The organism is Haloarcula marina, assembly GCF_024218775.1.
GTDB classification, from domain to species: domain Archaea; phylum Halobacteriota; class Halobacteria; order Halobacteriales; family Haloarculaceae; genus Haloarcula; species Haloarcula marina.
Genome location: NZ_CP100404.1, coordinates 2,068,632 through 2,092,933, shown reverse-complemented (window position 1 = coordinate 2,092,933; position 24,302 = coordinate 2,068,632). Strand labels below are relative to the sequence as shown.

At 63.6% G+C, this 24,302-nt stretch carries 24 protein-coding genes; 19 read left to right on the top strand and 5 right to left on the bottom strand.

The window, feature by feature from the left end:
- Nucleotides 1–10: 10 nt before the first annotated feature.
- Complete coding sequence (locus NJQ44_RS10850; RefSeq protein WP_254271370.1) at nt 11–1,369, bottom strand: bifunctional metallophosphatase/5'-nucleotidase; 1,359 nt, start codon at nt 1,367–1,369, stop codon at nt 11–13.
- Between the two features lie 357 nt (nt 1,370–1,726).
- Between NJQ44_RS10850 and NJQ44_RS10845 the strand changes: the two genes are divergently transcribed.
- The 7 genes from NJQ44_RS10845 to NJQ44_RS10815 all read left to right on the top strand — a co-directional run bounded on the left by NJQ44_RS10845 (nt 1,727) and on the right by NJQ44_RS10815 (nt 7,083).
- Complete coding sequence (locus NJQ44_RS10845) at nt 1,727–1,966, top strand: DUF5816 domain-containing protein (protein ID WP_254271369.1); 240 nt, start codon at nt 1,727–1,729, stop codon at nt 1,964–1,966.
- Nucleotides 1,967–2,042: 76 nt separating this feature from the next.
- Nucleotides 2,043–2,351 carry a DUF7116 family protein gene (locus NJQ44_RS10840; protein ID WP_254271368.1) on the top strand — a complete coding sequence of 103 codons (309 nt, stop codon included), beginning with the start codon at nt 2,043–2,045 and terminating at the stop codon, nt 2,349–2,351.
- A gap of 24 nt (nt 2,352–2,375) precedes the next feature.
- Nucleotides 2,376–2,909 carry a mechanosensitive ion channel domain-containing protein gene (locus NJQ44_RS10835; protein WP_254271367.1) on the top strand — a complete coding sequence of 178 codons (534 nt, stop codon included), beginning with the start codon at nt 2,376–2,378 and terminating at the stop codon, nt 2,907–2,909.
- 78 nt (nt 2,910–2,987) lie between these two features.
- Nucleotides 2,988–3,902 carry a metal-dependent hydrolase gene (locus tag NJQ44_RS10830; RefSeq protein WP_254271366.1) on the top strand — a complete coding sequence of 305 codons (915 nt, stop codon included), beginning with the start codon at nt 2,988–2,990 and terminating at the stop codon, nt 3,900–3,902.
- 42 nt (nt 3,903–3,944) lie between these two features.
- Complete coding sequence (locus NJQ44_RS10825) at nt 3,945–4,565, top strand: hypothetical protein (RefSeq protein WP_254271365.1); 621 nt, start codon at nt 3,945–3,947, stop codon at nt 4,563–4,565.
- Nucleotides 4,562–5,221 carry a DUF2238 domain-containing protein gene (locus NJQ44_RS10820; protein WP_254271364.1) on the top strand — a complete coding sequence of 220 codons (660 nt, stop codon included), beginning with the start codon at nt 4,562–4,564 and terminating at the stop codon, nt 5,219–5,221. The genes NJQ44_RS10825 and NJQ44_RS10820 overlap by 4 nt, the downstream gene beginning before the upstream one ends.
- 1,040 nt (nt 5,222–6,261) lie before the next feature.
- The gene (locus NJQ44_RS10815; RefSeq protein WP_254271363.1) at nt 6,262–7,083 is read left to right on the top strand and encodes an SDR family NAD(P)-dependent oxidoreductase; all 822 of its coding nucleotides are present in this window, start codon (nt 6,262–6,264) and stop codon (nt 7,081–7,083) included.
- 1 nt (nt 7,084) lies between these two features.
- On the opposite strand, the gene NJQ44_RS10810 is transcribed toward NJQ44_RS10815, so the two are convergent.
- Nucleotides 7,085–7,387: an L-rhamnose mutarotase gene (locus tag NJQ44_RS10810; protein ID WP_254271362.1), complete on the bottom strand. Its 303-nt coding sequence runs from the start codon at nt 7,385–7,387 to the stop codon at nt 7,085–7,087.
- A 78-nt stretch (nt 7,388–7,465) separates the two neighbouring features.
- Here NJQ44_RS10810 and rhcC point away from each other — a divergent pair, with 78 nt between their 5' ends.
- Complete coding sequence (gene rhcC, locus NJQ44_RS10805) at nt 7,466–8,335, top strand: L-rhamnono-1,4-lactonase (protein WP_254271361.1); 870 nt, start codon at nt 7,466–7,468, stop codon at nt 8,333–8,335.
- A gap of 12 nt (nt 8,336–8,347) precedes the next feature.
- Here rhcC and NJQ44_RS10800 read toward each other — a convergent pair whose 3' ends face one another.
- Together NJQ44_RS10800 and NJQ44_RS10795 are read right to left on the bottom strand one after the other, a co-directional pair.
- A complete protein-coding gene (locus NJQ44_RS10800; protein ID WP_254271360.1) occupies nt 8,348–10,528 on the bottom strand; it encodes an LUD domain-containing protein in 2,181 nt (726 codons plus the stop codon).
- Between the two features lie 2 nt (nt 10,529–10,530).
- Entirely contained in the window at nt 10,531–11,052 is a 522-nt protein-coding gene (locus tag NJQ44_RS10795) for an LUD domain-containing protein (protein WP_254271359.1), read from the bottom strand.
- Nucleotides 11,053–11,332: 280 nt separating this feature from the next.
- On the opposite strand from NJQ44_RS10795, the gene NJQ44_RS10790 reads away from it, so the two are divergent.
- From NJQ44_RS10790 to NJQ44_RS10760, 7 genes are all read left to right on the top strand, one after another.
- The gene (locus tag NJQ44_RS10790) at nt 11,333–12,730 is read left to right on the top strand and encodes an ABC transporter substrate-binding protein (RefSeq protein WP_254271358.1); all 1,398 of its coding nucleotides are present in this window, start codon (nt 11,333–11,335) and stop codon (nt 12,728–12,730) included.
- A gap of 59 nt (nt 12,731–12,789) precedes the next feature.
- Nucleotides 12,790–13,716: a carbohydrate ABC transporter permease gene (locus NJQ44_RS10785; RefSeq protein WP_254271357.1), complete on the top strand. Its 927-nt coding sequence runs from the start codon at nt 12,790–12,792 to the stop codon at nt 13,714–13,716.
- The gene (locus NJQ44_RS10780; RefSeq protein ID WP_254271356.1) at nt 13,716–14,681 is read left to right on the top strand and encodes a carbohydrate ABC transporter permease; all 966 of its coding nucleotides are present in this window, start codon (nt 13,716–13,718) and stop codon (nt 14,679–14,681) included. The genes NJQ44_RS10785 and NJQ44_RS10780 overlap by 1 nt, the downstream gene beginning before the upstream one ends.
- Nucleotides 14,682–14,743: 62 nt before the next feature.
- Nucleotides 14,744–15,910 carry an ABC transporter ATP-binding protein gene (locus NJQ44_RS10775; RefSeq protein ID WP_254271355.1) on the top strand — a complete coding sequence of 389 codons (1,167 nt, stop codon included), beginning with the start codon at nt 14,744–14,746 and terminating at the stop codon, nt 15,908–15,910.
- A 33-nt stretch (nt 15,911–15,943) separates the two neighbouring features.
- Nucleotides 15,944–16,972: a 2-keto-3-deoxy-L-rhamnonate dehydrogenase gene (gene rhcE, locus NJQ44_RS10770; protein ID WP_254271354.1), complete on the top strand. Its 1,029-nt coding sequence runs from the start codon at nt 15,944–15,946 to the stop codon at nt 16,970–16,972.
- 115 nt (nt 16,973–17,087) lie between these two features.
- Nucleotides 17,088–18,293: an L-rhamnonate dehydratase gene (gene rhcD, locus NJQ44_RS10765; protein ID WP_254271353.1), complete on the top strand. Its 1,206-nt coding sequence runs from the start codon at nt 17,088–17,090 to the stop codon at nt 18,291–18,293.
- A gap of 2 nt (nt 18,294–18,295) precedes the next feature.
- Nucleotides 18,296–19,327 carry an LLM class flavin-dependent oxidoreductase gene (locus NJQ44_RS10760; RefSeq protein WP_254271352.1) on the top strand — a complete coding sequence of 344 codons (1,032 nt, stop codon included), beginning with the start codon at nt 18,296–18,298 and terminating at the stop codon, nt 19,325–19,327.
- A gap of 21 nt (nt 19,328–19,348) precedes the next feature.
- Here the strand turns inward: NJQ44_RS10760 and NJQ44_RS10755 are convergent, their stop codons facing one another.
- A complete protein-coding gene (locus NJQ44_RS10755; RefSeq protein WP_254271351.1) occupies nt 19,349–20,545 on the bottom strand; it encodes an ABC transporter substrate-binding protein in 1,197 nt (398 codons plus the stop codon).
- A gap of 210 nt (nt 20,546–20,755) precedes the next feature.
- Here NJQ44_RS10755 and NJQ44_RS10750 point away from each other — a divergent pair, with 210 nt between their 5' ends.
- The 4 genes from NJQ44_RS10750 (at nt 20,756) to NJQ44_RS10735 (ending at nt 24,300) form a co-directional block, all read left to right on the top strand.
- Nucleotides 20,756–21,514: an IclR family transcriptional regulator gene (locus NJQ44_RS10750; RefSeq protein ID WP_254271350.1), complete on the top strand. Its 759-nt coding sequence runs from the start codon at nt 20,756–20,758 to the stop codon at nt 21,512–21,514.
- A 46-nt stretch (nt 21,515–21,560) separates the two neighbouring features.
- Entirely contained in the window at nt 21,561–22,409 is an 849-nt protein-coding gene (rhcF, locus tag NJQ44_RS10745) for a 2,4-diketo-3-deoxy-L-rhamnonate hydrolase (RefSeq protein WP_254271349.1), read from the top strand.
- Between the two features lie 457 nt (nt 22,410–22,866).
- Nucleotides 22,867–23,718 (top strand): fumarylacetoacetate hydrolase family protein, encoded by an 852-nt coding sequence (locus NJQ44_RS10740; protein WP_254271348.1) that lies wholly within the window; start codon nt 22,867–22,869, stop codon nt 23,716–23,718.
- Between the two features lie 60 nt (nt 23,719–23,778).
- Nucleotides 23,779–24,300: an LUD domain-containing protein gene (locus NJQ44_RS10735; protein ID WP_254271347.1), complete on the top strand. Its 522-nt coding sequence runs from the start codon at nt 23,779–23,781 to the stop codon at nt 24,298–24,300.
- The last annotated feature ends 2 nt before the right edge of the window (nt 24,301–24,302 follow it).

The window sequence follows — 24,302 nt, the reverse complement described above, 5'->3', positions numbered from 1 at the left end:
CCTTAAATCCCTAGCGACGAACCACGCGCCCGGACACCGTCGGGTCGATACCTTCGGTGCGGGCGTAGGCCGCGAGCACTTCGTACTGCACGTCGTCGACTGCCGTCCGGTGACCCTCGGTCAGGACGGGGAACTCGTGAGTCGTGTGGAGGAGATACTCGGATGTCGCCACCGTGTACGTCGCCTCGGCATCGACCGGGTCGCCGCCGACGTGGAGGCGCTCGACGGTTTCGGTGTCACGGTCCCAGACGAGTTCGACGCCGCTGAGGTGGGCGTGCCACCACTCGGGGTCGCTGGCCGCGATAGTCGTTCCGCTCCCCTCGGCGCATAACTGTCGCAATTCTCGCCCCGTCAGTTCCGCGACGACCACGCGCTCGTCGAACGGGACGAGCGAGACGAGGTCGGCGACGGTCACCGCGCCCGAGAGGGGCGCGTCGTCGCTTCGAATGCCGCCGCCGTTCTGGAGGCCCACGTCGGCGTCGGTCGCCCATCGGTAGGCGTCGGCGACGAAGTTGCCGATACGGCTCTCGCCGCCGTAGGTGTCCATCCGTTCGCGATGAATCGGGTCCGAGACGTGCGCGACCGTCTGGTCTAATCCCGTCTCGGCGAGTCGCGCTTCGATGCGGGTCCTGACGGTTGCCGTCGGTTCGATTTCCGCGGTCGGCCGAAGCGTCGCATCGGGTCGGTCGCCGCCGAGGTCGACTACGGCGACGGCCTTGCCGCCCGACCCCGGCCTGACGATGAGCGTCCCGTCGACTCTATCGACTCGGCGGTCGTGGACGTGGCCGCCAAGTATCACGTCGACCGCACACCGGCGCGCCAGTTCGTCGTCCTCACGGCCGAGGTGCGAGAGGGCGACGACCAGTTCGGCCCCACGGTCGCGGAGGGTCGCCGCCGCGTCCCGGACGGCGGCGAACGGGTCGGTGAACGTCAGTGGTTCCGCTGCGGGGTTTCCGGACCCGGTCGACGGGGTGGTGACGCCGACGAATCCGACCGTTTGCCCGCCCAGTTCGCGGAGTGCCCACGGCGCGGTCACGTCGGGGAGGTAGCGGCGGCCGTCGCGCTCGATGTTCGCCGACAGCCACGTCTGCGGGGACCGTTCGACGATGTCTCGGGTGGCGTCTAGTCCGTGGTCGAAGTCGTGGTTGCCGAACACGTCGAAGTCGGGTCGGACTGCCTCGAAGAAGTCCAGCGCCTGCCGTCCTTCGGTCACGAGCGAAAGGACGCCCGGCGCGGTGTTGTCCCCGGTCCCGGCGACGACGGTGTCGGGGCCGGAAAGCGACGTGACGGTGGCGGCCAACCGGGCGATGCGGTCGGCGTCGTCGTAAGCACCTTCTACGTCGGCGTAGTGGACCAGTCGGGGACCCATTACCGACCGTAGCGGACGGGTCGACTAATCGGTTCCGCAGTCAGTCGGTGACGTCGCCGTCTGTGAGTAAGTGTCACACAATATGGTTAGGGAATTGTTACGTACCGTGAACGCTATAAACCGGCATACTGTACGGCGGCTATGAATGGATCGAATCCCAGAGGTGACGGGGAACCAAGGGTTTGTCTCAGCTGTAAGGACCCCTTTCGACTCGTCGGTGTGCTTCCCCTCGGTGGCGACATCGAGTACTGCCCCACCTGCTTCGAAGAGTACCTGAACCGGTAGGAGCGGCTTACACCGACGACGCGGGAAGACGGTATCGTAGTCGTTTAGCCGGTGGCCTGCCACCGCCACGGTATGAACGCACACGCCGGGCCGGACGGGGCGACGCTGTACGTGGACAGGACGGACGCCGATATCGGGACGAACGGACCGTTCTACGTCGTCTACGCCGACACCGACGGCGAGCGCCGGTGGGGGTACTTCTGCGGGAACTGCGAGACGTTCGACAACGCGATGGACTCGATGGGGCGCATCCGGTGTAACGTCTGTAGCAACCTCCGCAAGCCCGACGAGTGGGACGCCGCTCACGAGTAACTGCGTCGCCGCCGTTGTTGTTGGACGGCTGTCCAGTAGGAACGTTTATGATACAGCCACTGGTAGGCGTTGACAGATGGGGGCCGTTACCACATCACTAGGCGAGCAGGCCCAGTCGATATTCGACGACATCGGATACACCGTGTCGCGTACCGAACGGGGACTTCAGGCCGAACACAAGTGGCGCGTCGTCCGCGTCACCGTGGTCGAGAACAACGAGCGGTTGCCGGATACCGGCGATTTACGCTGTTTCGTCACGTGGGCGTCCGAGGCGTCGGCGCTCGGCCGTCGCCTCACACGTCTGGATGTCGACTACGAGTGGGCGGTCATCGGCGTCCACGGCGACGGGAGTTACGACGTCGTTCATCCTGAACAGAACCTTTAGGGGAGCGGCGTTCGACCGCTCTCCGTGCAAACGAATCTCGTCACGTCGGCGCTCGAAGAACTCTACGCCAGCATCGCCGCCGCCCTCCCGAACCTAATCGCCGGAATCGTGTTCCTCGCCGTCGCGGCGGTGTGCATCAAAGTCGTGATGACGGCCGTGCGGGCGATACTCGCACGTACGCTCCCCGGCGAAGCACCGGTGTACCGTCAGTTCATCGCCGCACTCGTCCTCGTGTTCCTCTGGTTCGCCGTCGGCCTCTCGTTCCTCTCTATCGTCGGCCTGACGCTGGTGGCAGCGTCGCTCGGGACGGCGACGGGGTTCCTCGCACTCGGCGTCTCCTACGCCCTGTCGGGCATGATTGCCGACGCCGTCGCGGGCGTGTATCTGCTCCGCGACCCGGACTTCAACCCCGGCGATACGGTCACCGCTGGCGACACGACGGGCGAAGTGACGGCTATCGAACTGCGAAAGACCCGGTTCGACGTAGCGGGAGACACCGTCGTTCGGGCGAACGCAGACATCGAGAAACGCTGGACGAAGGTCGAATCGGACGACTGAATGCGTCTCGAAAGCGTTTGTACGGGAGACACAGACTGACACGCGATACTTATATCTCTCGGCGTCGAATTCGTGTCTATGTTCATCGGCCACGGATTAGTAGCGTTCAGTATCGCGGCGCTCGTCGCCGATAGACTGAACGTTCCCCGTGACCGCGCGCTCGTCTTCGGTTTCGTCGCCGGACTGTTCGCGTCAGTCCCCGACGTGGACGTAGTGTACGCGCCGGTGGGGCTGCTCCTCCGGTCGGTCGAAACCGTCGGTCCCGACGTGTTCTGGGAGACGGCCAACGTGATCCATCGCGGACCGACCCACTCGCTCGTGATGGGGGCAGCCCTCGCTGTCGCCGTCGGCCTCTGGGCGCTGGAAACCCGGAGTACGCGGGCGCTCTCGCTGTCGCTCGTCGGATTGCTCGTCGCCGTCGCCACGGCCGCCAGCGGCCTGGTCGGCGGCTTGGTCGTCCTCGTGTTCGCACTCGGCGGCCTCGGCGTCAGCGTCCTCGCACGGCGTTTCGAGGTGGGGGCGCGGCCCCTCGTTGCCCTCGCTGCGGTCGGCCTCCTTTCACATCCGTTCGGCGACCTCTTCACCGGGTCTCCGCCCCCGTTGTTGTACCCGTTCGACGCCGTCCTCGTCGCCGAGCGACTGACGCTCCATCCCGACCCGACCGGGCACCTCTTGGCGGCGTTCGCTATCGAACTCGGGACGGTCTGGCTGGCCGTCTGGACCTACGCCCGGCTGTCCGGGTATCGTCTGCCCGCGCTCGTCAATCCCCGGGCGTCGCTCGGCGTCGGCTACGCCGTGGCCGCCCTGGTCCTTCCGGCCCCGACGCTCGACCAGTCCGCGCAGTTCGTCTTCAGCGTGCTGGCTATCGGCGTCGTCGGCGCGCCCGTCCGGCCGTTCCGTCACGGGGTCGACTGGCTAGAGACGCTGGTCACCGGGTTGACTGCCGTCACCATCGCCGCACTCGCGTACGCGGTGGCGTACGGATTCCTCTGACCCGCCGATAGTATTTTCCACGCAGAACCGCTCCAAAGCGATATGAGTGGTGACGTGACGAATTTATTGCGCGATAGACGGACCAACGCGATACTCGCGTGGACGCTCGTCGCCATCGTGGCGGCCGTCGTCCTCGCGAGCGTCGTCAACGGACAGTTGCTCTGGGCGGCGTTCGCCGCCGCCGTAGCGGCGCTCGCGGTGCTCCCACCGGTGGCCCTCTGGAATCGGGACGCGATGCTCCCGTGGGAGATTCTCCTTCTGGCCGCGCTTCCGGTGGTCGGGCGCGCGTTCGCAACGGTTCGGGTGACCGGGAACGTAGCCACGTACCTCTCGGTGGCGGCCATCGCGCTCATCGTCGCCGTCGAACTCCACGTCTTTACACCCGTTCGGATGACGCCGCGGTTCGCTGTCGTGTTCGTGGCCGTCGCGACGATGGCGACGGCTGGCGTCTGGGCCGTCGTCCGCTGGGTCGCGGACCAAACGCTCGGGACCGCGTTCATCCTCAATCCGGCGCTCACCGAACATGCGATAGAGCGCGCCATCATGTGGGAGTTCGTCGCGTCGACTATCGCTGGGGTCGGCGCGGGCGTCGTCTTCGCCGTCTACGTCAGTCGGCAAATCGGCACGACGCGGATTCCCGAGGAGGTGCAACCGGAGGGATGAGGGTCCGCGACTACCTCGGGGTCAGCCACCGACGCCAACGGCAACTCTCACGGGCGATGACGCTGGCGATGGTCGGTATCCTCGCCATCGGCGTCGACCGCGGCAGCACCGGCGTCATCGTCAACACGGCCGTGGGCCTCGCGGTCACGCAACTCCCGCCCCTGCTCGAACGGGACTACGGCATCGCGCTCGACCCGGCCCTGACGCTGTGGATTACCTCGGCGGTGTTTCTCCACGCTCTCGGCGTCCTCGGTCTGCCCGGTTCCGAGACGAACTTCTACGCCGGAATCTGGTGGTGGGATCACGTCACCCACGCGCTCTCGTCGTCTATCGTCGCCGCCGTCGGCTACACGACGGTCCGGGCTATCGACCGTCACTCAGAGGAGATCTACCTCCCGTCCCGGTTCGTCTTCGTGTTCATCCTCCTGTTCGTCCTCGCATTCGGCGTGCTCTGGGAGGTCATCGAGTTCTCCATCACGTTGGCCGCGGAGGCGTCGGGCAACGCCACGATTCTCACCCAGTACGGCCTCGACGATACCATGTTGGACCTCGTCTTCGACACCATCGGGGCAGTCGTCGTCGCCGTCTGGGGAACCGCACATCTCACCGACGTTGTCGGTCACGTCGAGGGATGGCTGGAGACGCGAACGAGTTGAGGTCGCCGCCGCCGAACGGCGGCGCTTCATCGGTCCCGTTCCCGTTTGCACGAACCGACGTATGAGATACGCCGCGGCGTACCGTCGAACTTCTGCGTCGGAATTTAACGGATGTCTATATGGAGCTTGTAATCAGATTTTGCGTAGAAGAATGCCAACCTGAATATAGATTTGCGATAATAGTGGTATATTTGGCGCTAATAAACTCATTAAAAATATATTTGAACATAAATATAGAAAACTAGAGATAAAAGTACGAAATAAGATTCTATTGTGACTAAATATCTAGTTATAGGTTGGGAAATCCACTCCAGATAATCTCAATCGATCACTGCTAGAATCGTATTGAGGTCACGGACGGGCGCCCGGTCGAAAGATAGACTCTCATTCGAAATAACGTATGTACGGGTGTTATCTAAGAACTCTCCGCTCGGAACGCGAATAACAATAGTACGTGTATTATGGAGGTCTCAGACTGCTGACCTGCGGCGGTAGCACTACTTCAGCCCTGCATTTCCGGCGATACCGGACGAAATCATCGCCTCGGACGCGTGGATTTCGAATCGAGGCACGAACGGAGCGGAGTCAATCGCCGATAACCGCGAGAGCCAGATGGTCACCGCCGTCTCGACTGGAAGCGTTTACTGTGTCGATTTCGGGTATCTTACGGCTCTTCGGTCCTGTTCCCCTTCCCTGACTGTGGCCGGGACGCGCCAACAATCGACTACCGACCGGTCGCTGTCGCCAGTCCGCAATCCGGTATTGGCAGAAATGCTCCGGTATCACCGGAAAAATTACGACCGGTTGCTCCACGGCGGAATAAATTCACAATGTCGAGATTAGTGACGGGAAAACCGAAAGGGCGCTTGAACGTGTTGATGTCCCCACCTGAATGCGGTGGTGTGGTACGTACGCACGTGCTCTACGTGGCCAGTAGTTGGAGTGAATTTTCTCCGGTATTGCCGGACACACCTTTCGAAGGTCGGTACCGCGACCGAACACCCTACACGCTTACGTACGCTCGCCACGGACGAGCGGATATGTCTGCACCAGAGACGAGCGACCGTTCCGCACAGTCAGATACACGGCTTCGTGACCGCCACGTCGTCGTCACCGGTGGCGCACAGGGCATCGGTCGCGGCATCGCGGTCCGGTGTGCGCGGGCGGGCGCCGACGTGACCGTCTTCGACCTCGATACAGAGACAGCGGCCGAGACGGCCGATGCGGTGCGCGGACTCGGGCGCGAAGCGGCTGTCGTCGAAGTTGACGTGGCCGACGAAGCCTCCGTGGACCGCGGCGTCGAGGAGGCCGTCGCAACGTTCGGCCCCATCAACGGCGTGGTCAACAACGCCGGTATTCAGCGTTCCGTCCCCTTACTGGAGACGAGCGAGGCCGAGTGGGACCGGCACTTCGCGGTCAACGCCAAAGGGACGTTTCTGGTCGCGAAACGGGTCGCCGGGCAGATGATTGCGGACGACGTGGCGGGGAGCATCGTCAACATCTCGTCAGTGGGGGCGGAGCGCCCGTTCACCGGACAGGGGGCCTACGGCGCTTCGAAGGCCGCGGTCCTGACGTTGACGACGGTACTGGCGAAGGAACTCGCCGAGCACGGCATCACCGCGAACGCCATCAAACCGGGGACCGTCGAGACGCCGATGGTCACCCAGTGGCTCGAAGAGAAGGCCGCCCAGAGCGGTCAGTCGCCCGACGAAGTCCTCTCGGAGTCGCTGTCGTCGCACATCCTCGACAGACCGGCCCAACCCGAAGAAATCGGTCACGTCGCCGTCCTGTTGCTCTCCGACGAGGGCGAGTGGATAACGGGCGAGTCGATTGCGGTCGACGGCGGCTATCTGAAAGGCTGACTTAAACCATCCGATACACTTCGTCCATCCACTGGTCGTCCTCGTCGACGAGGATTGGGTCCATCACCACGTTCCAGTCGGCTTGCGCGTCGCTCTCGGCCATGACTTCCTTGAGTATCTCCGGATTCTCGACGTCGAGAAAGCCGAAGACGTGACCGTCCTTCTCGAAGACGCTGTACGTCTCGATGCCCGCGCCGGAGTCGAGATACGCCGACTCCAGCGCCTCGGGCACGTTCTCGTGTTCTTTGCGGTACGCCTCTCGCTGGCCCTCCTTGATGCGGAGGTGGAACGCTATTCGCGCCATACGTTGAGGCAGTTCCTCGGCCCTCGGCTTAGTTCTTCCCCGGTACAATTTAGTAGGCCGCCCGACGATTCTCCGCGTATGCTCGATACCCATACCCACGCGTGGGGCGCGGCGAGCGACGAGCACCCGTGGGTGAACGGCCCGATACTGGACCTCGTCGACGGATTCGACGTGCACACGGTCTACACAGCCGACAGATTGCTCGCGGACATGGACCGCAACGGCGTCGACGAGGCCGTCGTCGTCGGCTACCCTATCTGCGACTGGACGGACAACTGGTACACGATGCGAGCGGCCGCGGAGTACGACCGTCTGTACGGTATCGTGATGCTCGACCCGTTCGCCGACGACGCCGCCGACCAACTGCGCCGATGCATGGACACCGATGGCGTGCTCGGATTTCGCCTCGGTGCGGCGTGTCCGTACGACCAGATGTGGGAGACGTTCGACCCTAGCGTGACGTGGCTACGGGACGCTATCGCGGAAACCGAGTTCTGGGAGGCCGCCGTCCAGACCGATGCGACGGTCCAGATTCTCTGCGACCACAGCCAACTGGACCAGGCGCTCGAACTCGTCGACGCCTACCCCGAACTCACTTTCCTGTTCGACCACTTCGCGCACGCGGGACCGGAGACGCCCACTGACGAGGGAACGTTCGCGCAGTTTGCCGACCTCGCCGCATACGACGGCGTCGCGGTGAAAGTTTCCGAGATTCCACACATGTCCGACTCCCAGTTCCCCTACGACGACATGCACGACCACGTCCGGTGGTTCCTCGACACGTTCGGCCGTGAGCGCGTCATCTGGGGGTCGGACTTCCCGAACGTAAGCGACGTGGCGACGTACCCCGAGTCGTACAACTGGCTTCGACACGTCGATTCGGTGTCGGCGAAAGACTGCGAGTGGATAACCGGCGAATCGTTCCGACGGCACGTCGGTCTCGACTGACCGCGGACAGACTTACTCGGCGAGCAGTTCTACCGGATGTCGGGGCTGTCGTTCGAGGAGCGCGTCAATCTGTTCGAGACAGGAGGTGCCGCTGGCGACCACTGGGCGGTCCCTGACGTCGTCGGCCTCGAACTGCTCGCGCAGGCGGTCACCGACATCCATGCTGAGTTCGTAGTAGTCACCCTTGTAGCCGAAACTCCCGGCCATGCCGCAACACTCCACCTCGGAAGTCGTCACGTCGTAGCCACACTGCTCCAAGACGGCGACAGTGTGTGCTTCGAGGCCGAGCGTCCGTTGCTGGCAGTGACTGTGGTAGGCGAGTCGTCCGTCCTCGACCGTCGAGAGGGCATCCGCGTCGGCCCCGTGCACCAGCAGGCCGTAGACGTACTCCATGACCTCGTAGCTGTTCTCGGCGAGGGTCATGAACTCGCGGTCGCCGAGCAGTTTCTCGTACTCCCGCTGGAACATCGCGTGGTCGCTCGGTTCGACGACGACCACGTCGCGGCCGTCCTCGATATGTGGGGCGAGGGCGGTGGAGACGCGTTCGGCGTGGTCCTGCGCGGTGGCTATCATCCCCTGTGAGAGCGGCGCGCGACCGCTGGAGGCGACGGACGGGACGACAACGTCGACGCCCAGCGCTTCGAGGACCTTTACGGCCGCTTTCCCGCGGTCGACTTGCACGTGGTTCGTGTACACGTCGGGATAGAGAACCGCGCGGCGGTCGGGGTTCGAGACGGTCGACTCGCGCGCGGCGACCCACTCGACGAACGTCTCGCGCTGGAACTGCGGGAGGTCCCGACGCGGGTCGATGTCCAACGCCCACGCCATCGCTCGGCGCGACAGACCGGTGTCGGCCAGCCAGTTCGAGAGGGGGGCGGTGGCGCTCCCCACCTTCGCCATCGTCTCGAAGTTGCCGAAAAAGCGCTTCTGGAGCGGCGCGCCTTCGTTTTCCTCGTCGGGCGTGAGGCCGTCGACCAGCCACTCTACCGGTTCGTCTTTCTCCCGGTTGATGCGGTCGCGGACGACCGTGTTTATCCACGGGATGTCGATGCCGACGGGACAGGCGTTCACACAGCGGCTACATCCGGTACAGAGGTCGTTGAACTCGGCGGCGGTATCGAGGCCCTCGATGCCCGCTTCCCATCCGGTGGCGATGCCGCCCGAGTACGTCTCGCCGCCGAAGGCGTGGCCGCCGACGCTCTGGAAGTTCGCACACGAGTTCGAACACGCCGAGCAGCGGATACAGTACAGCGTCTCTTCGAGGTGTTCGTCCTCGCGCATGTCCATGCGGCCGTTGTCGATGAGCACGAGGTGGAAATCCCGGTCGTTCTCGAACTCCGAGAGGGGCGTCTCGTCGTCCTCGAAATCCACGACGGGTGTCTCGACGGGCGGAGTCAACAACGAGACGTAGGAGGTGATGTCCTGTCCGGTCCCAGAGCGGCCGATGAGTTCGACGAACGGGTGCAGGTCGCTGACGGTCGGAATCACCTTCTCGACGCCAGCGACCGCGACGTGTGTGTCCGTCGCGGCCACCGTCTTGCGGGCGTTGCCCTCGCTGGTCACCAGCGCCATCGTTCCGGTGTCCGCGGTGACGAAGTTCGCGCCGGTGATACCGACTTCGCTGTCGACGATTTGTTCGCCGAGTTTCTCGCGAGCGAAACGAGTCAGTTCTTCGGCCGTCTCCAAGGGTTCGTCGGGGTCGAAGACCTCGTTGAACAACTCTGCGATGCTGTCGCGGGACTTGTGGATGGCGGGGGCGACGATGTGGGAGGGGGCTTCGTCGGCCACTTGGAGGACCCACTCGCCGAGGTCGGTTTCGACCACGTCGACGCCGTCACTCTCCAGTGCCTCGTTGACCTCGATTTCCTCGCTGGTCATGGACTTGCTCTTGACGACGCGGTCGGCGTCCCGGTCGGCGACCACCTCGCGAATGTAGGCGTTGGCGTCGTCAGCGTCGTCGGCGACGTACACAGTCCCGCGGTTTTCTTCGACGGCCTCGGTCAGTTGGTCGAGGAGTTCGGGGAGGCGCTCGATGGCGTCTTCCTTGATGGCGCGGGCTTCGGTCTTTAGGTCCTCGTAGTCCTCCAGTTCGGCGACCGAGCGGTACCGGCCCTCGTTGAAACCGCGCGTGTTCTCCGCGACAGCGACGCCTTCCGTCCGCATCAGTTCTCGAATCTCGTCGGCGCTCGCCATCCTTACGCACCCTCCTCGATGATGACGACGTGGACTGTTTCGGGGCCGTGCGCCCCCTGGACGAGCGCGCCCATGTCCGCCGTCGCGCTCGGTCCCGTCGCGAGAACCGCGCTCCCTCCAGTCCGATTGAATGTCGCGTCGAGGGTTTCGATGGCGGTGTCCATGTCGTCGACGACGTCGCTCGCACGGACGAGGGCAACGTGGCGCTCGACGAACAGACTCACCAGTTCGCTCGCGCGGTCGTCCAGCGTCAGAACGAGCGACCCGTAGTCGGAGACTGCGAGGTCGGCGGCCGTTACACCGGTCGTCGCCTCGCGGAGTTCGACTGGCGTCGGGTCGACGGACACCCCCGCGTCGGCGAGCGTGAACCCGTCGCTTCCGAACGCGTCCCCGAGTGAGACGCCGACGGCCGGGTCGACGACGGTTTCGGTGAGCGCCGCCGCGATGGTCGATTCCTCTGTGCGGGTTACTGTCACACCCAACTCGTCGAGAGATGTCTCGAAGGCCGAGCGGCTCTCTGTCATCGTATGCGTACGCTGGCACTACTCCGTCATTTAGCTTTGGTTGCCGAGCGGCGGCGTTTGTGTCCGGTATCGACGTATGACGTTCGTTTCGCACCCGCCCGCACACTCATACTTCCTCGCAACACACGCGGACGCTCGGTCACTCTGTGAAATGCCCATTATAAATTCCGATAAATTTATTAGATGCGACACACCTCATTTGTAATAGCGGACCATGACAAACGATAGCTCGCGGACTCGGCTCAACAGGCGACGATATCTGACCGGCCTCGGAACCGCAATGGCTGCTGGCCTCGCTGGCTGTGGCGGGGGCGGCGGTGACGGCGGAAGTAACGGCGGCGGTGGCGGCGGAAGTGACGGCGGCAGCGGCGACGGTGGATCCGGTACGCAGAACCTCGACTTCTGGCTGTTCGGCGGGATTCCTGCCGAACGGGAGTACATCAGCGGCAACTACGACAGCTACGGGACCCACAACATCAGCTACCAGCACCAAGAGTGGGGCCAGAAGTACCAGATTATCGCCTCGGCGGCGGCCAACAGCAACCTCCCGGACGTGATGGCGGGCCAGTGCCAGCAGATTCCCGACTACGTCGGCGCGCAGGCGATTCAGCCGCTCGACCAAGACGCCTACGCCGACCAGCTGGAGGAGATTAACAGCCACTTCGTCCAGGCCAACATCGATACGATGGTCTACGAGGGCCTCGGTGAGACGAGCGGCGAGCGCCAGTGGGGCCTCCCCGGCGGCTACGCCGACCTCGGACCGTTCATCGACATCCGGACGGACTACCTCGAACAGACGAGCTTCGACGCGCCGCCTCGGAACTGGCCCGAACTCCTGCAACTCGGCCAAGAGATGCAGGAAATCGACGAAGTCTCGGCCGCTATCACCGCGCCGGGGACGGACTTCGGCCTGACGACCGGGTACTTCATCGGCTTCGTCTACGCCAACGGCGGCCGGTACTTCGACCCCGAGACGATGGAGGCCACCGTCGATCAACCCGGCTTCGTCGACGCCGTGAAGCTCTATCAGGACATCGCGGAAGCCGGCCTGTTCCCGGACTCGATGGCGGAGAACAACCACATCGACGCCGGGCGACTCCTCCGCGAGGGCGAGTCGGGTATCTTCATCACGTACTCCCACGCGAACGCCGTCTACCAGACGACCGGTGCGCCCCAGCCGTGGCTCGACGGCGAAGGTCACACGGTCACCCGCGCGCCTCTGCCGGACTCCCCGTCGGGGAGCTTCCAGCCTCAGGACCTGCTCCTGCAGAACGCACAGGGCTTCATGATGGGCGGCGGGACGGCCAGCAGCGCCGAGCGCGACGCCGCGTTCGACTACATCAGTTGGTGGAACCAGCCCGAACAACTCGCACCGTGGACGTACAGCGCGGACGCCGACGTGGGCATCCGCGGCCGCGTTCCGACGCTCACGAGCGCGTTCGAGGACCCGAGCGACCTGTTCATGAGCCAGTTCGGCGACCTCGTCACGCTGTACCAGGACGACGACCTGTTCACGCGAACCTCGCGGTTCCCGTCGTTCTCGGGCATCGCCTCGATGCAGAGCATCATCAACACGCAGGTCATCCAGCCCGTCGTGCTGGGTGATGCGACGGCTGAAGAAGCCTGTAGCAACGCCAACTCCGCCATTCAGGAAGTCGTCGACGACCAGATCGCCTGAACCCCGGGGAAATATTCTTAACCACGACTATAGATATTCGAGGTAGATACGATTCAACTATGAGTTACGTAGACCAGGCACAGTCGTCGTACGAGAACGCGACCAAGCACATCCCAGAGGGCGTCAAGGTGTATCTCCCGATACTGCCGGTGATGGCGCTGGTGGGTGTGTTCATTCTCTACCCCATCGCACAGGCGATTTACTCCAGTTTCTTCGCCAAGAGCCTCCTCCGGCCCGACCAAGCGGAGTTCGTCGGCGTCGCGAACTACGTCGAGATTTGGACGGACCCGGACATCCATCAGGTCCTCTGGAACACGTTCGTCTGGGTGACCGTCGGCAGTCTGGCGGCCATCGTTCTCGGCTTCCTGATGGGATGGCTTCTAGACGAAAAGCTCCCGTACACGAGCGTCGCGAGCGCCATCGTGCTGATTCCGTGGGTCCTCCCGCGGGTGGTCGGCGCGTCGATTTGGCAGTTCATGTTCGGTGGCTCGCAGGGTATCGTCAACGAACTGCTGGTGCAGATGGGTCTCATCGACGAGTACATCGTCATGCTGGGGTCGTCGGACCTCTCGCTGTGGCCGCCCATCATCGGGATGATTTGGCGGCTGGCGCCGCTGTTCGCGCTGTTGACGCTGACCTCGTTGCAGGGTATCGACGAACACCTCTACGAGGCCGCGCGGATGGACGGCGCGACGCCGTGGGAGCAGTTCCGCTACATCACCATCCCGATGATGAAGTACAACCTCGCCATCGGCTTCCTCCTGATGCTCATCTACAACGTCAGGAACTTCTCGATGGTGTGGGTGATGACCAAAGGTGGTCCGGGCGTCTCCAGTAGCACGCTCCCGGTCATGATCTACCGCGCGGCGTTCATCGACTTCGAAGTCGGGTTCGCCTCCGCGCTCTCGGTGATGCTGTTCGTCGTGTTGCTGGTGTTCTCGTACTACTACATCCAGTTCTACGACAAAGTCCAAGGTGAAATGTAATGGCGACACAAGACTCAGACCCGACGGCGGAGTTCCGGAAGAATCAGTCGTGGCTCTACGACTCGAAAGCGGGCGGGTACGTCAGGAAGACGGCCATCGGCCTCCTGACGCTCGTCATCGGCGTGTTCGTGCTGTTCCCGCTCTATTGGATGGTCGTGACCGCGTTCAAGACGACGGCGGAGATTCAACAGATTCCGCCGACGGTGTTCCCCGAGGACTTCTCGCTCGAAGGGTTTAGACTCGTCATCGAGTCGTCGATACAAGCGGGCGGGTACGCGGGACTGGTCCAGAACCTGTTCGGTATCACGGTCACGTCGGCCATCGACATCAACCTGCTCGGTCTCGTCGTCAGCAGTCTGAAGGTCGCTGTCGGGGCGGGCGTCATCGCCGTCGTCCTCGGCACGGGGGCGTCGTACGTCCTCTCGCGCCGCGAGTTCCGCGGAAAGAACCTACTGATGAGCCTCTTGCTGGCGTCGCTGATGTTCCCCGGGACCGCCATCATGGTCCCCGAGTGGGAACTCATCTCGTGGCTCGGTCTGTTCAACACGCACCTCGCGCTCATCCTCATCTACGGCGCGATGACCGCGCCGTTCGTCGTCTGGCTGATGAAGGGGTTCTTCGACGACTTCCCCGACTCCATCATCGAGGCGTCGCGCATCGACCAGTGTACCCCCTTCGAGACGTTCTGGTACGTGCTCGTTCCGATGGCGCGCAACTCGCTCATCGCGTCGTTCATCTTCGCGTTCCTCCTCGCGTGGAACGAGTTGGTGTTCGCGCTGACGCTGCTCGACAACTCGAAGTTCACCGTCCCGCCGGGACTGCTGACCTTCGTGCAGGGGTTCAACACGCAGTGGAACGTGGTCGCCGCGGCGTCCATCATCGTCTCGATTCCGGTGCTCGCCGGGTTGGCCTACATCCAGCGCTACTTCGTGCAGGGGCTGACCGGCGGCGCAATCAAGGGGTAACACCCTTCGTCAGCGTCGACATGACGCTAGCTTTAAGGTGCGCTGGATGGTAGCAATTTTCAATGACACACCTAGAGTTAGATAGTGTCACGAAAGTGTTCGGCGACCCCGAGAAAGACGGCGTCGTCGCTGTAAACGACCTGCACATCGACGTTCCGGACGGCGAGTTCCTCGTCTTGCTCGGGCCGTCTGGCTGTGGGAAGACGACGACACTCCGGATGATTGGCGGCCTCGAAGACCCGACCGAGGGCGAAGTCCGATTCGACGGCACCGTCGTCAACGACGTGAAAGCGCGTAACCGCGACGTGGCGATGGTGTTCCAAGACTTCGCGCTGTACCCGCACATGACCGTCCGGGAGAACCTGGGCTTCGGTCTCAAACGCGAGGACAACGGGATGTCCGACGACGAAATCGACAGCCGCGTCACCGATGTCGCCGAGATGCTCGAAATCGAGGAACTACTCAACAACAAACCGTCACAGCTCTCCGGCGGCCAGAAACAGCGCGTCGCGCTCGGGCGGGCCATCATCCGAGAGCCGCGAATGTTCCTGTTCGACGAGCCACTGGCGAACTTGGACGCGAAACTCCGGAAGACGATGCGGACCGAAATCGACGAACTCCAGTCGGAAGTCGGTATCACGTCGGCGTACGTCACGCACAACCAAGAGGAGGCGATGACCATCGCCGACAAAATCGCCGTCCTCAACAACGGCCAACTCCAGCAACTCGGCACGCCCGACCAGGTGTTCAACGAGCCATCGAACCTCTTCGTCGCGCAGTTCGTCGGCAGCCCCGACATGAACCTCTTCGACGGGACGCTCAGCGACGCTGGCGACGCGTACCGCGTGGACATGGACACGACGACCTTCGACATCCCGAAGGCACTGGTCGAGGGGGAGATAACCGCCGACGAGGTGCTCGTCGGCTTCCGTCCCCAGGACCTGTACCAGGTCCGGAACCGAGCCACCGACGGTCCGGAGTTCGACACCGAAGTGCGCGTCGTCGAACCGGTCGGCACAGAGGCTATCGTTCACGGGACCTCGTTCCTCGGCGACGTGACAGCGAAAATCGGTACCTTCCACGACCTCGAACCGAACGACCAGATGACGCTCACCATCGCGCCCGAGCACGTCTACCTGTTCGACGCGAACACGGAGAAACTGCTCAAAGGGCGACTGGTCAGCGAGCGGAGCGAGAACGAAGCGTCGGCCGACAGCGTCGAAGCGTGACCTGTCAGCGTCGGCACCCACCACTTACCAACTATGAAAGCAATCGTCCAGACAGGACCCCGGTCCGTCGAGATACAGGAACGAGAGAAACCGACGATAGCGCCCGACGAAGTGCTCGTCAAAGTCCACACGGCGGGCCTGTGCGGCAGCGACGCGCACGCGTATAAGTACGACGGCGGCTACGAGTGGATACCCATCCCGCGAATCATGGGTCACGAGTACTCCGGCGAAGTCGTCGCTGTCGGCGACGCCGTCGACGGGTACGCCGAAGGCGACAAGATAATCGAGGAACCGATTCACGACTGCGGGCACTGCTTCCAGTGTAAGAACGGCCAGGAGAACGTCTGCCAGAACTTCTCCATCACGGGGATGCACCGCGACGGAGCGTACGCAGAGTACGTCGCTGTCGCGCCGGAACACCTCCACGTCGTCCCCGACGGCGTCCCCCTTCGGCACGCCGCCATTACCGAACCGACGAGCATCGCCACGCGCGCGGTGCTCGAACAGTCGGTGACGACGCCGGGCGACAACGTCCTCGTGGAGGGGCCCGGTCCCATCGGCGTCCTCGTCGCCGCCGTCGCGGACTCGCTCGGCGCGAACGTCGTCGTCTCCGGGCTCGACCAAGACGCCGCCTATCGCCTGCCCCTGCTCGACGACCTCGGAATCGAGACAGTCAACGCCCAGTCGACAGACCTCGGCGACGTGGCCGAGGACCACACCGGCGGCATCGGGTTCGACGTGGTGTTCGACTCGACCGGTCACCACTCGGGTATCGTCACGGCGAACGACCACGTCCGCAAGGGCGGACAAGTGGTCGTCGTCGGCATCCCGAACGCGGCCAGCGAGGTGACGCTCACCTCGACGGTGCGCGGAGAAGTCGATATCAACACCTCCTACGGGTCGACGTGGACGAACTTCGAGCAGGCGCTTCGCCTGATGGAGCGCGGCGAAATCGCCGTCGACGAAATCGTCGACACCTCGTACGGGATGGAGGACCCGCAGGACGCCTTCGAAGCGTTCCTCGCCTCCGAGACCTGCAAACCGGTCTTCCAGTTCAGCTAACCGCGACGCCGAAGCGCGCGAACGCGTCGACGTAGCGACAGCTATTCAATCCACACCAAATCAGGGGGATAGAAAGGCTTTAGCCCCGTCGTGCGGACTGTTCTAGTAGCACACAATGGAGATTACAGACGTTTCAGCGACGAAAGTCAGCAACGAATCGTGGGGCGAGTTCATCGAATTTCCCCTCGTCACCATCATGTCGAAGTACGACGAGTACCGCAACGTCGACGGCGAGAACCCCCAGGCCCGCCGGAAGTGGATGGGACCGGTGGGCGACGTGGTCGTCGAAGTCGAGACCGACGCGGGCATCACCGGTGTCGGCGTCGGCAACTGGGGTAGCGGCGCTATCGCTACCGTCGTCGAAGAGACACTCTCGAAACTCGTCGTCGGTGAAGACCCGATGCGCCGCGAGCACCTCTGGGAGCAGATGTACCGCGCGACGCTCCCCTTCGGGCGAAAAGGCGTCGCCGTCATGGCCATCAGCGCCGTCGACCAAGCCCTGTGGGACATCGCCGGCAAAGAGACCGGGAAACCGGTCTACGAACTGCTCGGCGGTCCCACCAAAGACGAGATTCCCGCCTACGCGTCCAACCTCCACCCCGTCGACATGGAGAAACTCGAACGCGAGGCAATCCAGTACGCCGAGGCTGGCTTCGACGCGATGAAGTTGCGCTTCCTCCACGGTCCCGAGGACGGCCGCGCGGGTATGAAGAAGAACGAGGAAATCGTCAAGACCGTGCGGGACGCCGTCGGCGACGAAATCGACATCGCCGGGGATGCCTACATGGGCTGGTCGGTAAAGTACGCGAAGAAGATGACCCAGCGCCTCGCGAAGTACGACATGGCGTGGGTCGAGGAACCGGTCATCGCCGACGACATCGACGGCTACGCCGAAGTCCGGGAGGCCGCGCCGATGCCCATCTCCGGCGGCGAACACGAGTTCACGCGGTGGGGCCACGAGGAACTGCTCGAACGGGAAGCCGTCGACATCCTCCAGCCAGACGTGGGTCGCGTCGGCGGTATCACCGAGATGAAAAAGGTCGCTGACATGGCGGAAGTCCACGATGTGCCGGTCATCCCCCACGCCGGGACGAACCCGACGCTGCACGCCATCGCCGGGCACACCAACATGCCGATGGCCGAGTACTTCCCCATCCCCGAGTGGTTCCAAGAGCAGCAGGAAGAGCAGGAGTCGACGTACGCCGACGCCATCTTCCAGAATCCGCCCTCGCCCGAAGACGGGTCGATACCGCTACCCGACGAACCCGGCGTCAGCACGGAACTGAACCACGAGGCACTGGAACACTTCGCCATCGAGTGACCATGTCGGACATCAGTTTCGAGTACAACGTCCCCGTCTTCGCCGGTGCGCCAGATGCTGGCGACGACGAACCCGTCCACCGGGACACGCCGGAGTACGAGGCGCTCGACTGGGAGACGACCAAGGAGGGCATCCTGCTCGCCGAGGAACTGGGCTTCGACGCCGCGTGGGCGCCCGACCACCTGATGCTCGGACGGAATCGAGCGGAGTACGAGTGCTGGACGCTCCTGTCGGCGATGGCCGGATTCACCGACGAGATGAACATCGGGTCGCTCGTCCTCTGTAACGACTACCGCAACCCCGCGCTGGTCGCGAAGATGGCGGCGACGCTGGACGTCATCTCCGACGGTCGCCTCGAACTCGGTCTGGGCGCGGGATGGCACGAACCCGAATACGACGCGTACGGCTGGGAGTACCGCGACGGGTTCGAGCGCCTGATGCGCTTGGACGAGTCGATTCGGCTGATGAAGCGGATGTGGGACGCCGGCGGCGACGGCGCGAGTTTCGACGGCGACCACTACCAAATCGAGGACGCGGCCTGTGCCCCGACGCCCGTCCAAGACCCGCACCCGCCGATTCTGGTCGGCGGGCAGGGAGAGCAAGTGACGCTGAAACTCGTCGCGAAGCACGCCGACGTGTGGAACACGGACGTGTTCAACGGCGACGTTGACACGCTGAACCACAAAATCGGTGTCATCGAAGACCACTGCGACACGGTCGGCCGCGACCCGGACGACATCGAGTACTCGTGGGACGGTCACGTCATCTGCACGCGCGACGAGGAGAAGTTCGACCACCTCGTCGACCTGATGACGCCCATCCAGTTCGAAGCGGAGTATCAGGACCAAGCGCCGATTCGCACCGCCGAGGACGCCCGGGAGTTCTTCGTCATGGGGACGCCCGAGGAGTGCGCCGAGGCCATCGAGTCACGTATCGACGCCGGCGTCACGAAGTTCCAGTGCTGGTTCGTCGACTTCCCCGACACCAGCGGGATGGAACTGTTCGCCGACGAGGTCATGCCGGAGTTCCGATAGGCCCCGTCGGGTCGCTCGTACCTACTTCTCGCGGTCGAGCGCGGTCAGTATCTGCGTCGCCGTCGCGTCCACGTCCCCTTCGGACAGGAACGTCGCTATCGCCGTCAGCACGCCGACACGCTGGTCGGGGGCGATTCCGAGTCCGCGGGTCGCGTCGACGTGGTTCCTCGCCGAGCGGTAGGCGTCCATCTGGTCCCGAAAGAACGGCGAGAAGCGGTCGAGCGAGACGTCCTCGCGCGGTGGAAGCGCGCCGCGGGTCCGTGTGAAGCGCTCGATGGCCGTCGCTGAACCGACATGCCGAAGCACGTCCTCGGTCGTCTCGGTATTCGTCGCAGTCGAGGGCATGAGGAACGCGTCCATCACCAACTGGAACGTCTGGGTCGTCCCGGGAAACGCGACACAGCCCCAGTCGGTCCCGTAGTCGAATCCGTCGCGGTTCTTGAGGACGCCGCCCGCCCAGTCGCCCATCGCGAAGAAGGCGGCCTCGCCGTCGACGAACCGGTCCAGACCGGCCTGCCAGTCGTCGTACAGCGCGTCGTCGGGGACGAACGAGGCGAGGGTCGCCAGCGACGACAGCGCCTCGCGGACGAGGTTCCCGTCGCGCTGCGGGTCGTCGCCGCGGAACAGGCGGTCGTACGCGTCGGCGGTCCCGTGGCTCAACACGAGCATGTCCCACACGTCCAGCGACGGCCACGGGCGTTTCTGCGGCACGAGGAGGCCCGCCGCGTCGGTTTCGTCTTCGACGGATTCCAACGCCGTCACGAGCGCAGCGACGTCGGTAATCGACGACGGATTGACACCGGCGCGCTCGACGACAGCGCGGTTGAAAAAGAGATTGTTCTGGCGCTGCATGTTGGTCGGAATCGCCCGATAGGTGCTGTCGAACCTGACCGCGTCCTTCGCGCGGTCGAAGTACGTTTCCGTGTAGCCCGCCGCCTCCCACATCGGGGAGATGTCGGCGACGACGTCGGCGTCGATGTACGGTTCGAGGTTGCGACCGGGCCACGTCTCCAGTATGCTCGGTGGCTTGCCGCGGAGGATGTCGACCTTCCCCTGGAGGCTCACGTTCGGATTCGTCCGCTGTCTCACGTTCGCGTCGGGGACATTCCGTCGGACAGTTTCGAGGAGCGCGTCCATCGCCTGTTGGTCGCGACCGACGAAGTGGTGCAAGATGTCGACTGTCGATGCCGCCTGGGTCCGCAGTGTTCGCTCGGGCATGGTGGGGGAGTTGGGTCAGCGCCGAATGTACCGCCGAACGGGACGCTCGCCGCCGATGTGGCTGTCCTGTGGTACGATTCAGAGTCTAAACTACACGGTATTAAAAATTGGCACACAGGTTCCGACGGTCCACTCGGCGTCGTATCCGCCTCTCCCATGTTTCCGGTAATGACGGAAAGACTTTTTTCAGCGTCTATCCATGGTTCGCGTATGAGCAACGATGTCCCAGTCAATGCGGCGAAGGTGTCGCTGGAGATAGTGGAGATACTCCGCGAACGCGACGGGGCTGGCGTCTCGGAGGTCGCACAAGAACTCGACAAGCCGACGAGCACCGTTCACGACCACCTCCGGACGCTCGAACGGGAGCAGTACCTCATCAAGGAGGGGGACCAGTACCACGTGAGCACCCGGTTCCTGCAACTCGGTGACCAAGCCCGCTCCCGAAAGAAGGTGTTCAACATCGCTCGCCCCGAGGTGGACGAACTGGCCGAAAAAACGGGGGAGCACTCGAATCTCATGATAGAGGAACACGGCCTCGGCGTCTTCCTCTATCGGGCGCGCGGCCCCGATGCGGTCCAACTCGACACGCACGCCGGGATGCGGGTCCCCCTCCAAACGACTGCGCTTGGGAAGACGATAATGGCGTTCCGTCCGCGGACGGAAGTCGAGGCCATCGTCGACAGACACGGTCTTCCGAAAATCACCCCCCGAACCATCGCCGACGAGGACGAACTGTACGAGACGCTCGACGAGGTCAGAGAGCGCGGGTACGCGTACGACGACGAGGAACGCGTCAAGGGGATGCGGTGTATCGCCGCCCCGATAATGAACCAGAACGACCGCGCTATCGCGGCCGTGAGTGTCTCCGGGCCGAAGAGTCGAATGCAGGGCGAGCGATTCACCGACGAGATTCCCGCGCAGATTCTGCGCAGTGCGAACGTCATCGAGGTGAACCTGACGTACTCGTAGCCGGTAAACACAACAGTTAGGTAGCAGTGGCCGGCAGTTCCCGGTGATGCAGTTCGTTCGCTACACCACTGGCAGTGCCCCGCAGTGGGGCGTCCGCCGGGACGACGACATCGTCCCGTTGGCCGGACTCCGCGAAGACGTCTCGTACCAACAACTGACCGACGCCGGATTCCTCCGCGTCGTCGAAGACGCCGTCGACGCGATGGCCGACCACGCAATACCCGCCGCGGAGGCGAAACTGCTCGCCCCTGTCCCGCGCCCGGGGAAAATCGTCTGCGTGGGGCTGAACTATCACGACCACGCAGAGGAACAGGACGAAGAGGTCCCCGAGAAACCGCTGCTGTTCGGGAAGGCGGCCACGTCGGTCACCAACCCCGGCGACCCCATCGTCCATCCTGCGGAACTCGATGAAGTCGACTTCGAGGTGGAACTCGGCGTCGTCATCGGCCGCACTGCCAAGGACGTTTCGGCAGAGGAAGCCCGCGACTACGTCGCCGGGTACACCGCCGTCAACGACGTGAGCGGGCGGGATGCGCAGTTCGACGACGGCCAGTTCTTCCGCGGAAAGAGCTACGACACGTTCGCGCCGATGGGGCCGACGCTCGTTCCCGACGAGCATCTCGACCCCACAGAGTTGGACGTGGCCTGCCGCGTCAACGGCGAGACGATGCAGTCTTCGAACACCGAGGAGTTCATCTTCGGCGTCGACGAAGTCGTCGAGTACATCAGCGGGTTTACGACGCTTCGGCCGGGCGACGTCATCTCGACGGGTACCCCCGGCGGCGTCGGCATCTTCCGCGACCCGCCCGAACTGCTCGAACCCGGCGACAGCGTGGACGTCGAAATCGAGGGTATCGGCACGCTGACCAACCACGTCGTCGCCGACCGGGACTGACGACGCGGTCCACGACGCCCAACGCGAGGCCACACGCGTCGAGCAACGACTCATTCTCGAATCCGTCCGCGATTAATCGAAGAAGTCACGATTCGGGCCGATTTTCCGCGTCGCCACCGCTCCCGCACTCGGCCGCGCACTCTCAGTCAATTTCACACTATGAACCCAATTCGAGAGGGTATGTATCCAGAAAGGGCTCATAGACTCCTAATTGGGTATAGAAAAATCAGACATAACCCACAATGGGCCGTATTTAGATAATAAATGGCGACTTTTGAACACTATTGCGCATAATGTCTCACTATCTGACGACCTTACTCTCACACTTGTCAAAACTCTTCTTCCGTCGAGACCATATTTCAGGGAACTACCTTCGGTAGCTGAGTCGTCGGGTAACCGGTGCGACGGCGAGACAGTATCGAAGACTTATGTACCCGCGCTTCGACCCTCTCTCTGCATGCAGTTCGTTCGCTACACAGTCGGCGGTACCAGTCCAGCGTGGGGAGTTCGTGCAGACGAGACAGTGTACTCGCTGGCCGATTGGCCGGGCGGGGAACCGACGCTCGCCGAAATCGGGTCGGCGGGCTATCGGCGGCGGGTCGGGTCCGCGCTCGAAACCGGGGCGCTGACTGAAGTAGACGGCGACGTGTCCCTGCTCGCTCCAGTCGAGGTACCGGGCAAAATCGTCTGTGCGGGGCTGAACTATCGGGACCACGCCGAAGAACAGGACGAGGAGATACCCGAGAAACCGCTGCTGTTCTCGAAAGCGGCCACGTCGGTCACCAACCCCGGCGACCCCATCGTCCATCCGAACGCGCTGGGAGAGGTGGACTACGAGGTGGAACTCGGCGTCGTCATCGGACATACGGCGAGCAACCTCCACCCCGACGAGGTTCGGGACCACGTCGCTGGCTACACGGTCATCAACGACGTGAGCGGCCGGGACGCGCAGTTCGACGACGGCCAGTTCTTCCGCGGGAAGAGCTACGACACGTTCTCGCCGATGGGACCGGCGCTCGTCGCTGGCGACGGGTTCGACCCGAACAACGTCGACGTGGCCTGCCGCGTCAACGGCGAGACGAAGCAGTCCTCGAACACGGAGCAGTTCATCTTCGACGTGGACGAACTCGTCGCGTACATCAGCGACGCGATGACGCTCCGGCCGGGCGACGTTATCTCGACGGGCACGCCCGGCGGCGTCGGCATCTTCCGTGATCCGCCCGAATTGCTGAATCCCGGCGACAGCGTGGAAGTCGAAATCGAAGGCATCGGCGTCCTGGAGAATCCGGTCGTCGCGGAACGTCAGTAACCGCCCGAGACGCGGGACCTCGAACGTTTATACACGTGTGTTCCGTGTGTCCGCACACCAATGGCTACTGACACGCTCGGCGCGTTCGAGTCGTCACTCTCGGCGTACGACGTTCCGGTGACTACCGTCTCTCAGACGGGGTTCGCCGCGGCCGTCGACGAGGCTGTCGACCCACCTGCGGTCGGCGTCGCACTCGACGGACAGTTCGACGGCCGAGACTTCTCACTCGACGACACCGCAGTCTCTGTCGACCCGACGCCAGTCGAACTCCGCGAGGCGACGACGGGTGTGACGGCCGCGGCGTTCGGCGTCGGCGACTACGGAACGCTGAGTCTCCGTCTCACCGACCGCGGGAGTGAACTCGTTAGTCTGTTCGTCGACCACCACGTCGTCGTCCTCCGCGAAGAAGACGTGCTGGCGACGATGGACGACGCCATCGCCGCAGTAGACGCCGACCTTCGGGAGACGCGCGGGAGCACCATCTTCGCGACGGGGCCGAGTGCGACGGCGGACATGGGCGCACTCGTCAGGGGTGCACATGGGCCGAAGTCGGTAGCCGTCCTCCTCGTGGAGGCCGAGTGAGT

Bases quoted from the DNA above. Each gene is read 5' to 3' on its own strand.
- NJQ44_RS10850 (WP_254271370.1), bottom strand. From the start codon at position 1,369: ATGGGTCCCCGACTGGTCCACTACGCCGACGTAGAAGGTGCTTACGAC.
- NJQ44_RS10845 (WP_254271369.1), top strand. From the start codon at position 1,727: ATGAACGCACACGCCGGGCCGGACGGGGCGACGCTGTACGTGGACAGG.
- NJQ44_RS10840 (WP_254271368.1), top strand. From the start codon at position 2,043: ATGGGGGCCGTTACCACATCACTAGGCGAGCAGGCCCAGTCGATATTC.
- NJQ44_RS10830 (WP_254271366.1), top strand. From the start codon at position 2,988: ATGTTCATCGGCCACGGATTAGTAGCGTTCAGTATCGCGGCGCTCGTC.
- NJQ44_RS10825 (WP_254271365.1), top strand. From the start codon at position 3,945: ATGAGTGGTGACGTGACGAATTTATTGCGCGATAGACGGACCAACGCG.
- NJQ44_RS10820 (WP_254271364.1), top strand. From the start codon at position 4,562: ATGAGGGTCCGCGACTACCTCGGGGTCAGCCACCGACGCCAACGGCAA.
- NJQ44_RS10815 (WP_254271363.1), top strand. From the start codon at position 6,262: ATGTCTGCACCAGAGACGAGCGACCGTTCCGCACAGTCAGATACACGG.
- NJQ44_RS10810 (WP_254271362.1), bottom strand. From the start codon at position 7,387: ATGGCGCGAATAGCGTTCCACCTCCGCATCAAGGAGGGCCAGCGAGAG.
- rhcC (WP_254271361.1), top strand. From the start codon at position 7,466: ATGCTCGATACCCATACCCACGCGTGGGGCGCGGCGAGCGACGAGCAC.
- NJQ44_RS10800 (WP_254271360.1), bottom strand. From the start codon at position 10,528: ATGGCGAGCGCCGACGAGATTCGAGAACTGATGCGGACGGAAGGCGTC.
- NJQ44_RS10795 (WP_254271359.1), bottom strand. From the start codon at position 11,052: ATGACAGAGAGCCGCTCGGCCTTCGAGACATCTCTCGACGAGTTGGGT.
- NJQ44_RS10790 (WP_254271358.1), top strand. From the start codon at position 11,333: ATGGCTGCTGGCCTCGCTGGCTGTGGCGGGGGCGGCGGTGACGGCGGA.
- NJQ44_RS10785 (WP_254271357.1), top strand. From the start codon at position 12,790: ATGAGTTACGTAGACCAGGCACAGTCGTCGTACGAGAACGCGACCAAG.
- NJQ44_RS10780 (WP_254271356.1), top strand. From the start codon at position 13,716: ATGGCGACACAAGACTCAGACCCGACGGCGGAGTTCCGGAAGAATCAG.
- NJQ44_RS10775 (WP_254271355.1), top strand. From the start codon at position 14,744: ATGACACACCTAGAGTTAGATAGTGTCACGAAAGTGTTCGGCGACCCC.
- rhcE (WP_254271354.1), top strand. From the start codon at position 15,944: ATGAAAGCAATCGTCCAGACAGGACCCCGGTCCGTCGAGATACAGGAA.
- rhcD (WP_254271353.1), top strand. From the start codon at position 17,088: ATGGAGATTACAGACGTTTCAGCGACGAAAGTCAGCAACGAATCGTGG.
- NJQ44_RS10760 (WP_254271352.1), top strand. From the start codon at position 18,296: ATGTCGGACATCAGTTTCGAGTACAACGTCCCCGTCTTCGCCGGTGCG.
- NJQ44_RS10755 (WP_254271351.1), bottom strand. From the start codon at position 20,545: ATGCCCGAGCGAACACTGCGGACCCAGGCGGCATCGACAGTCGACATC.
- NJQ44_RS10750 (WP_254271350.1), top strand. From the start codon at position 20,756: ATGAGCAACGATGTCCCAGTCAATGCGGCGAAGGTGTCGCTGGAGATA.
- rhcF (WP_254271349.1), top strand. From the start codon at position 21,561: ATGCAGTTCGTTCGCTACACCACTGGCAGTGCCCCGCAGTGGGGCGTC.
- NJQ44_RS10740 (WP_254271348.1), top strand. From the start codon at position 22,867: ATGCAGTTCGTTCGCTACACAGTCGGCGGTACCAGTCCAGCGTGGGGA.
- NJQ44_RS10735 (WP_254271347.1), top strand. From the start codon at position 23,779: ATGGCTACTGACACGCTCGGCGCGTTCGAGTCGTCACTCTCGGCGTAC.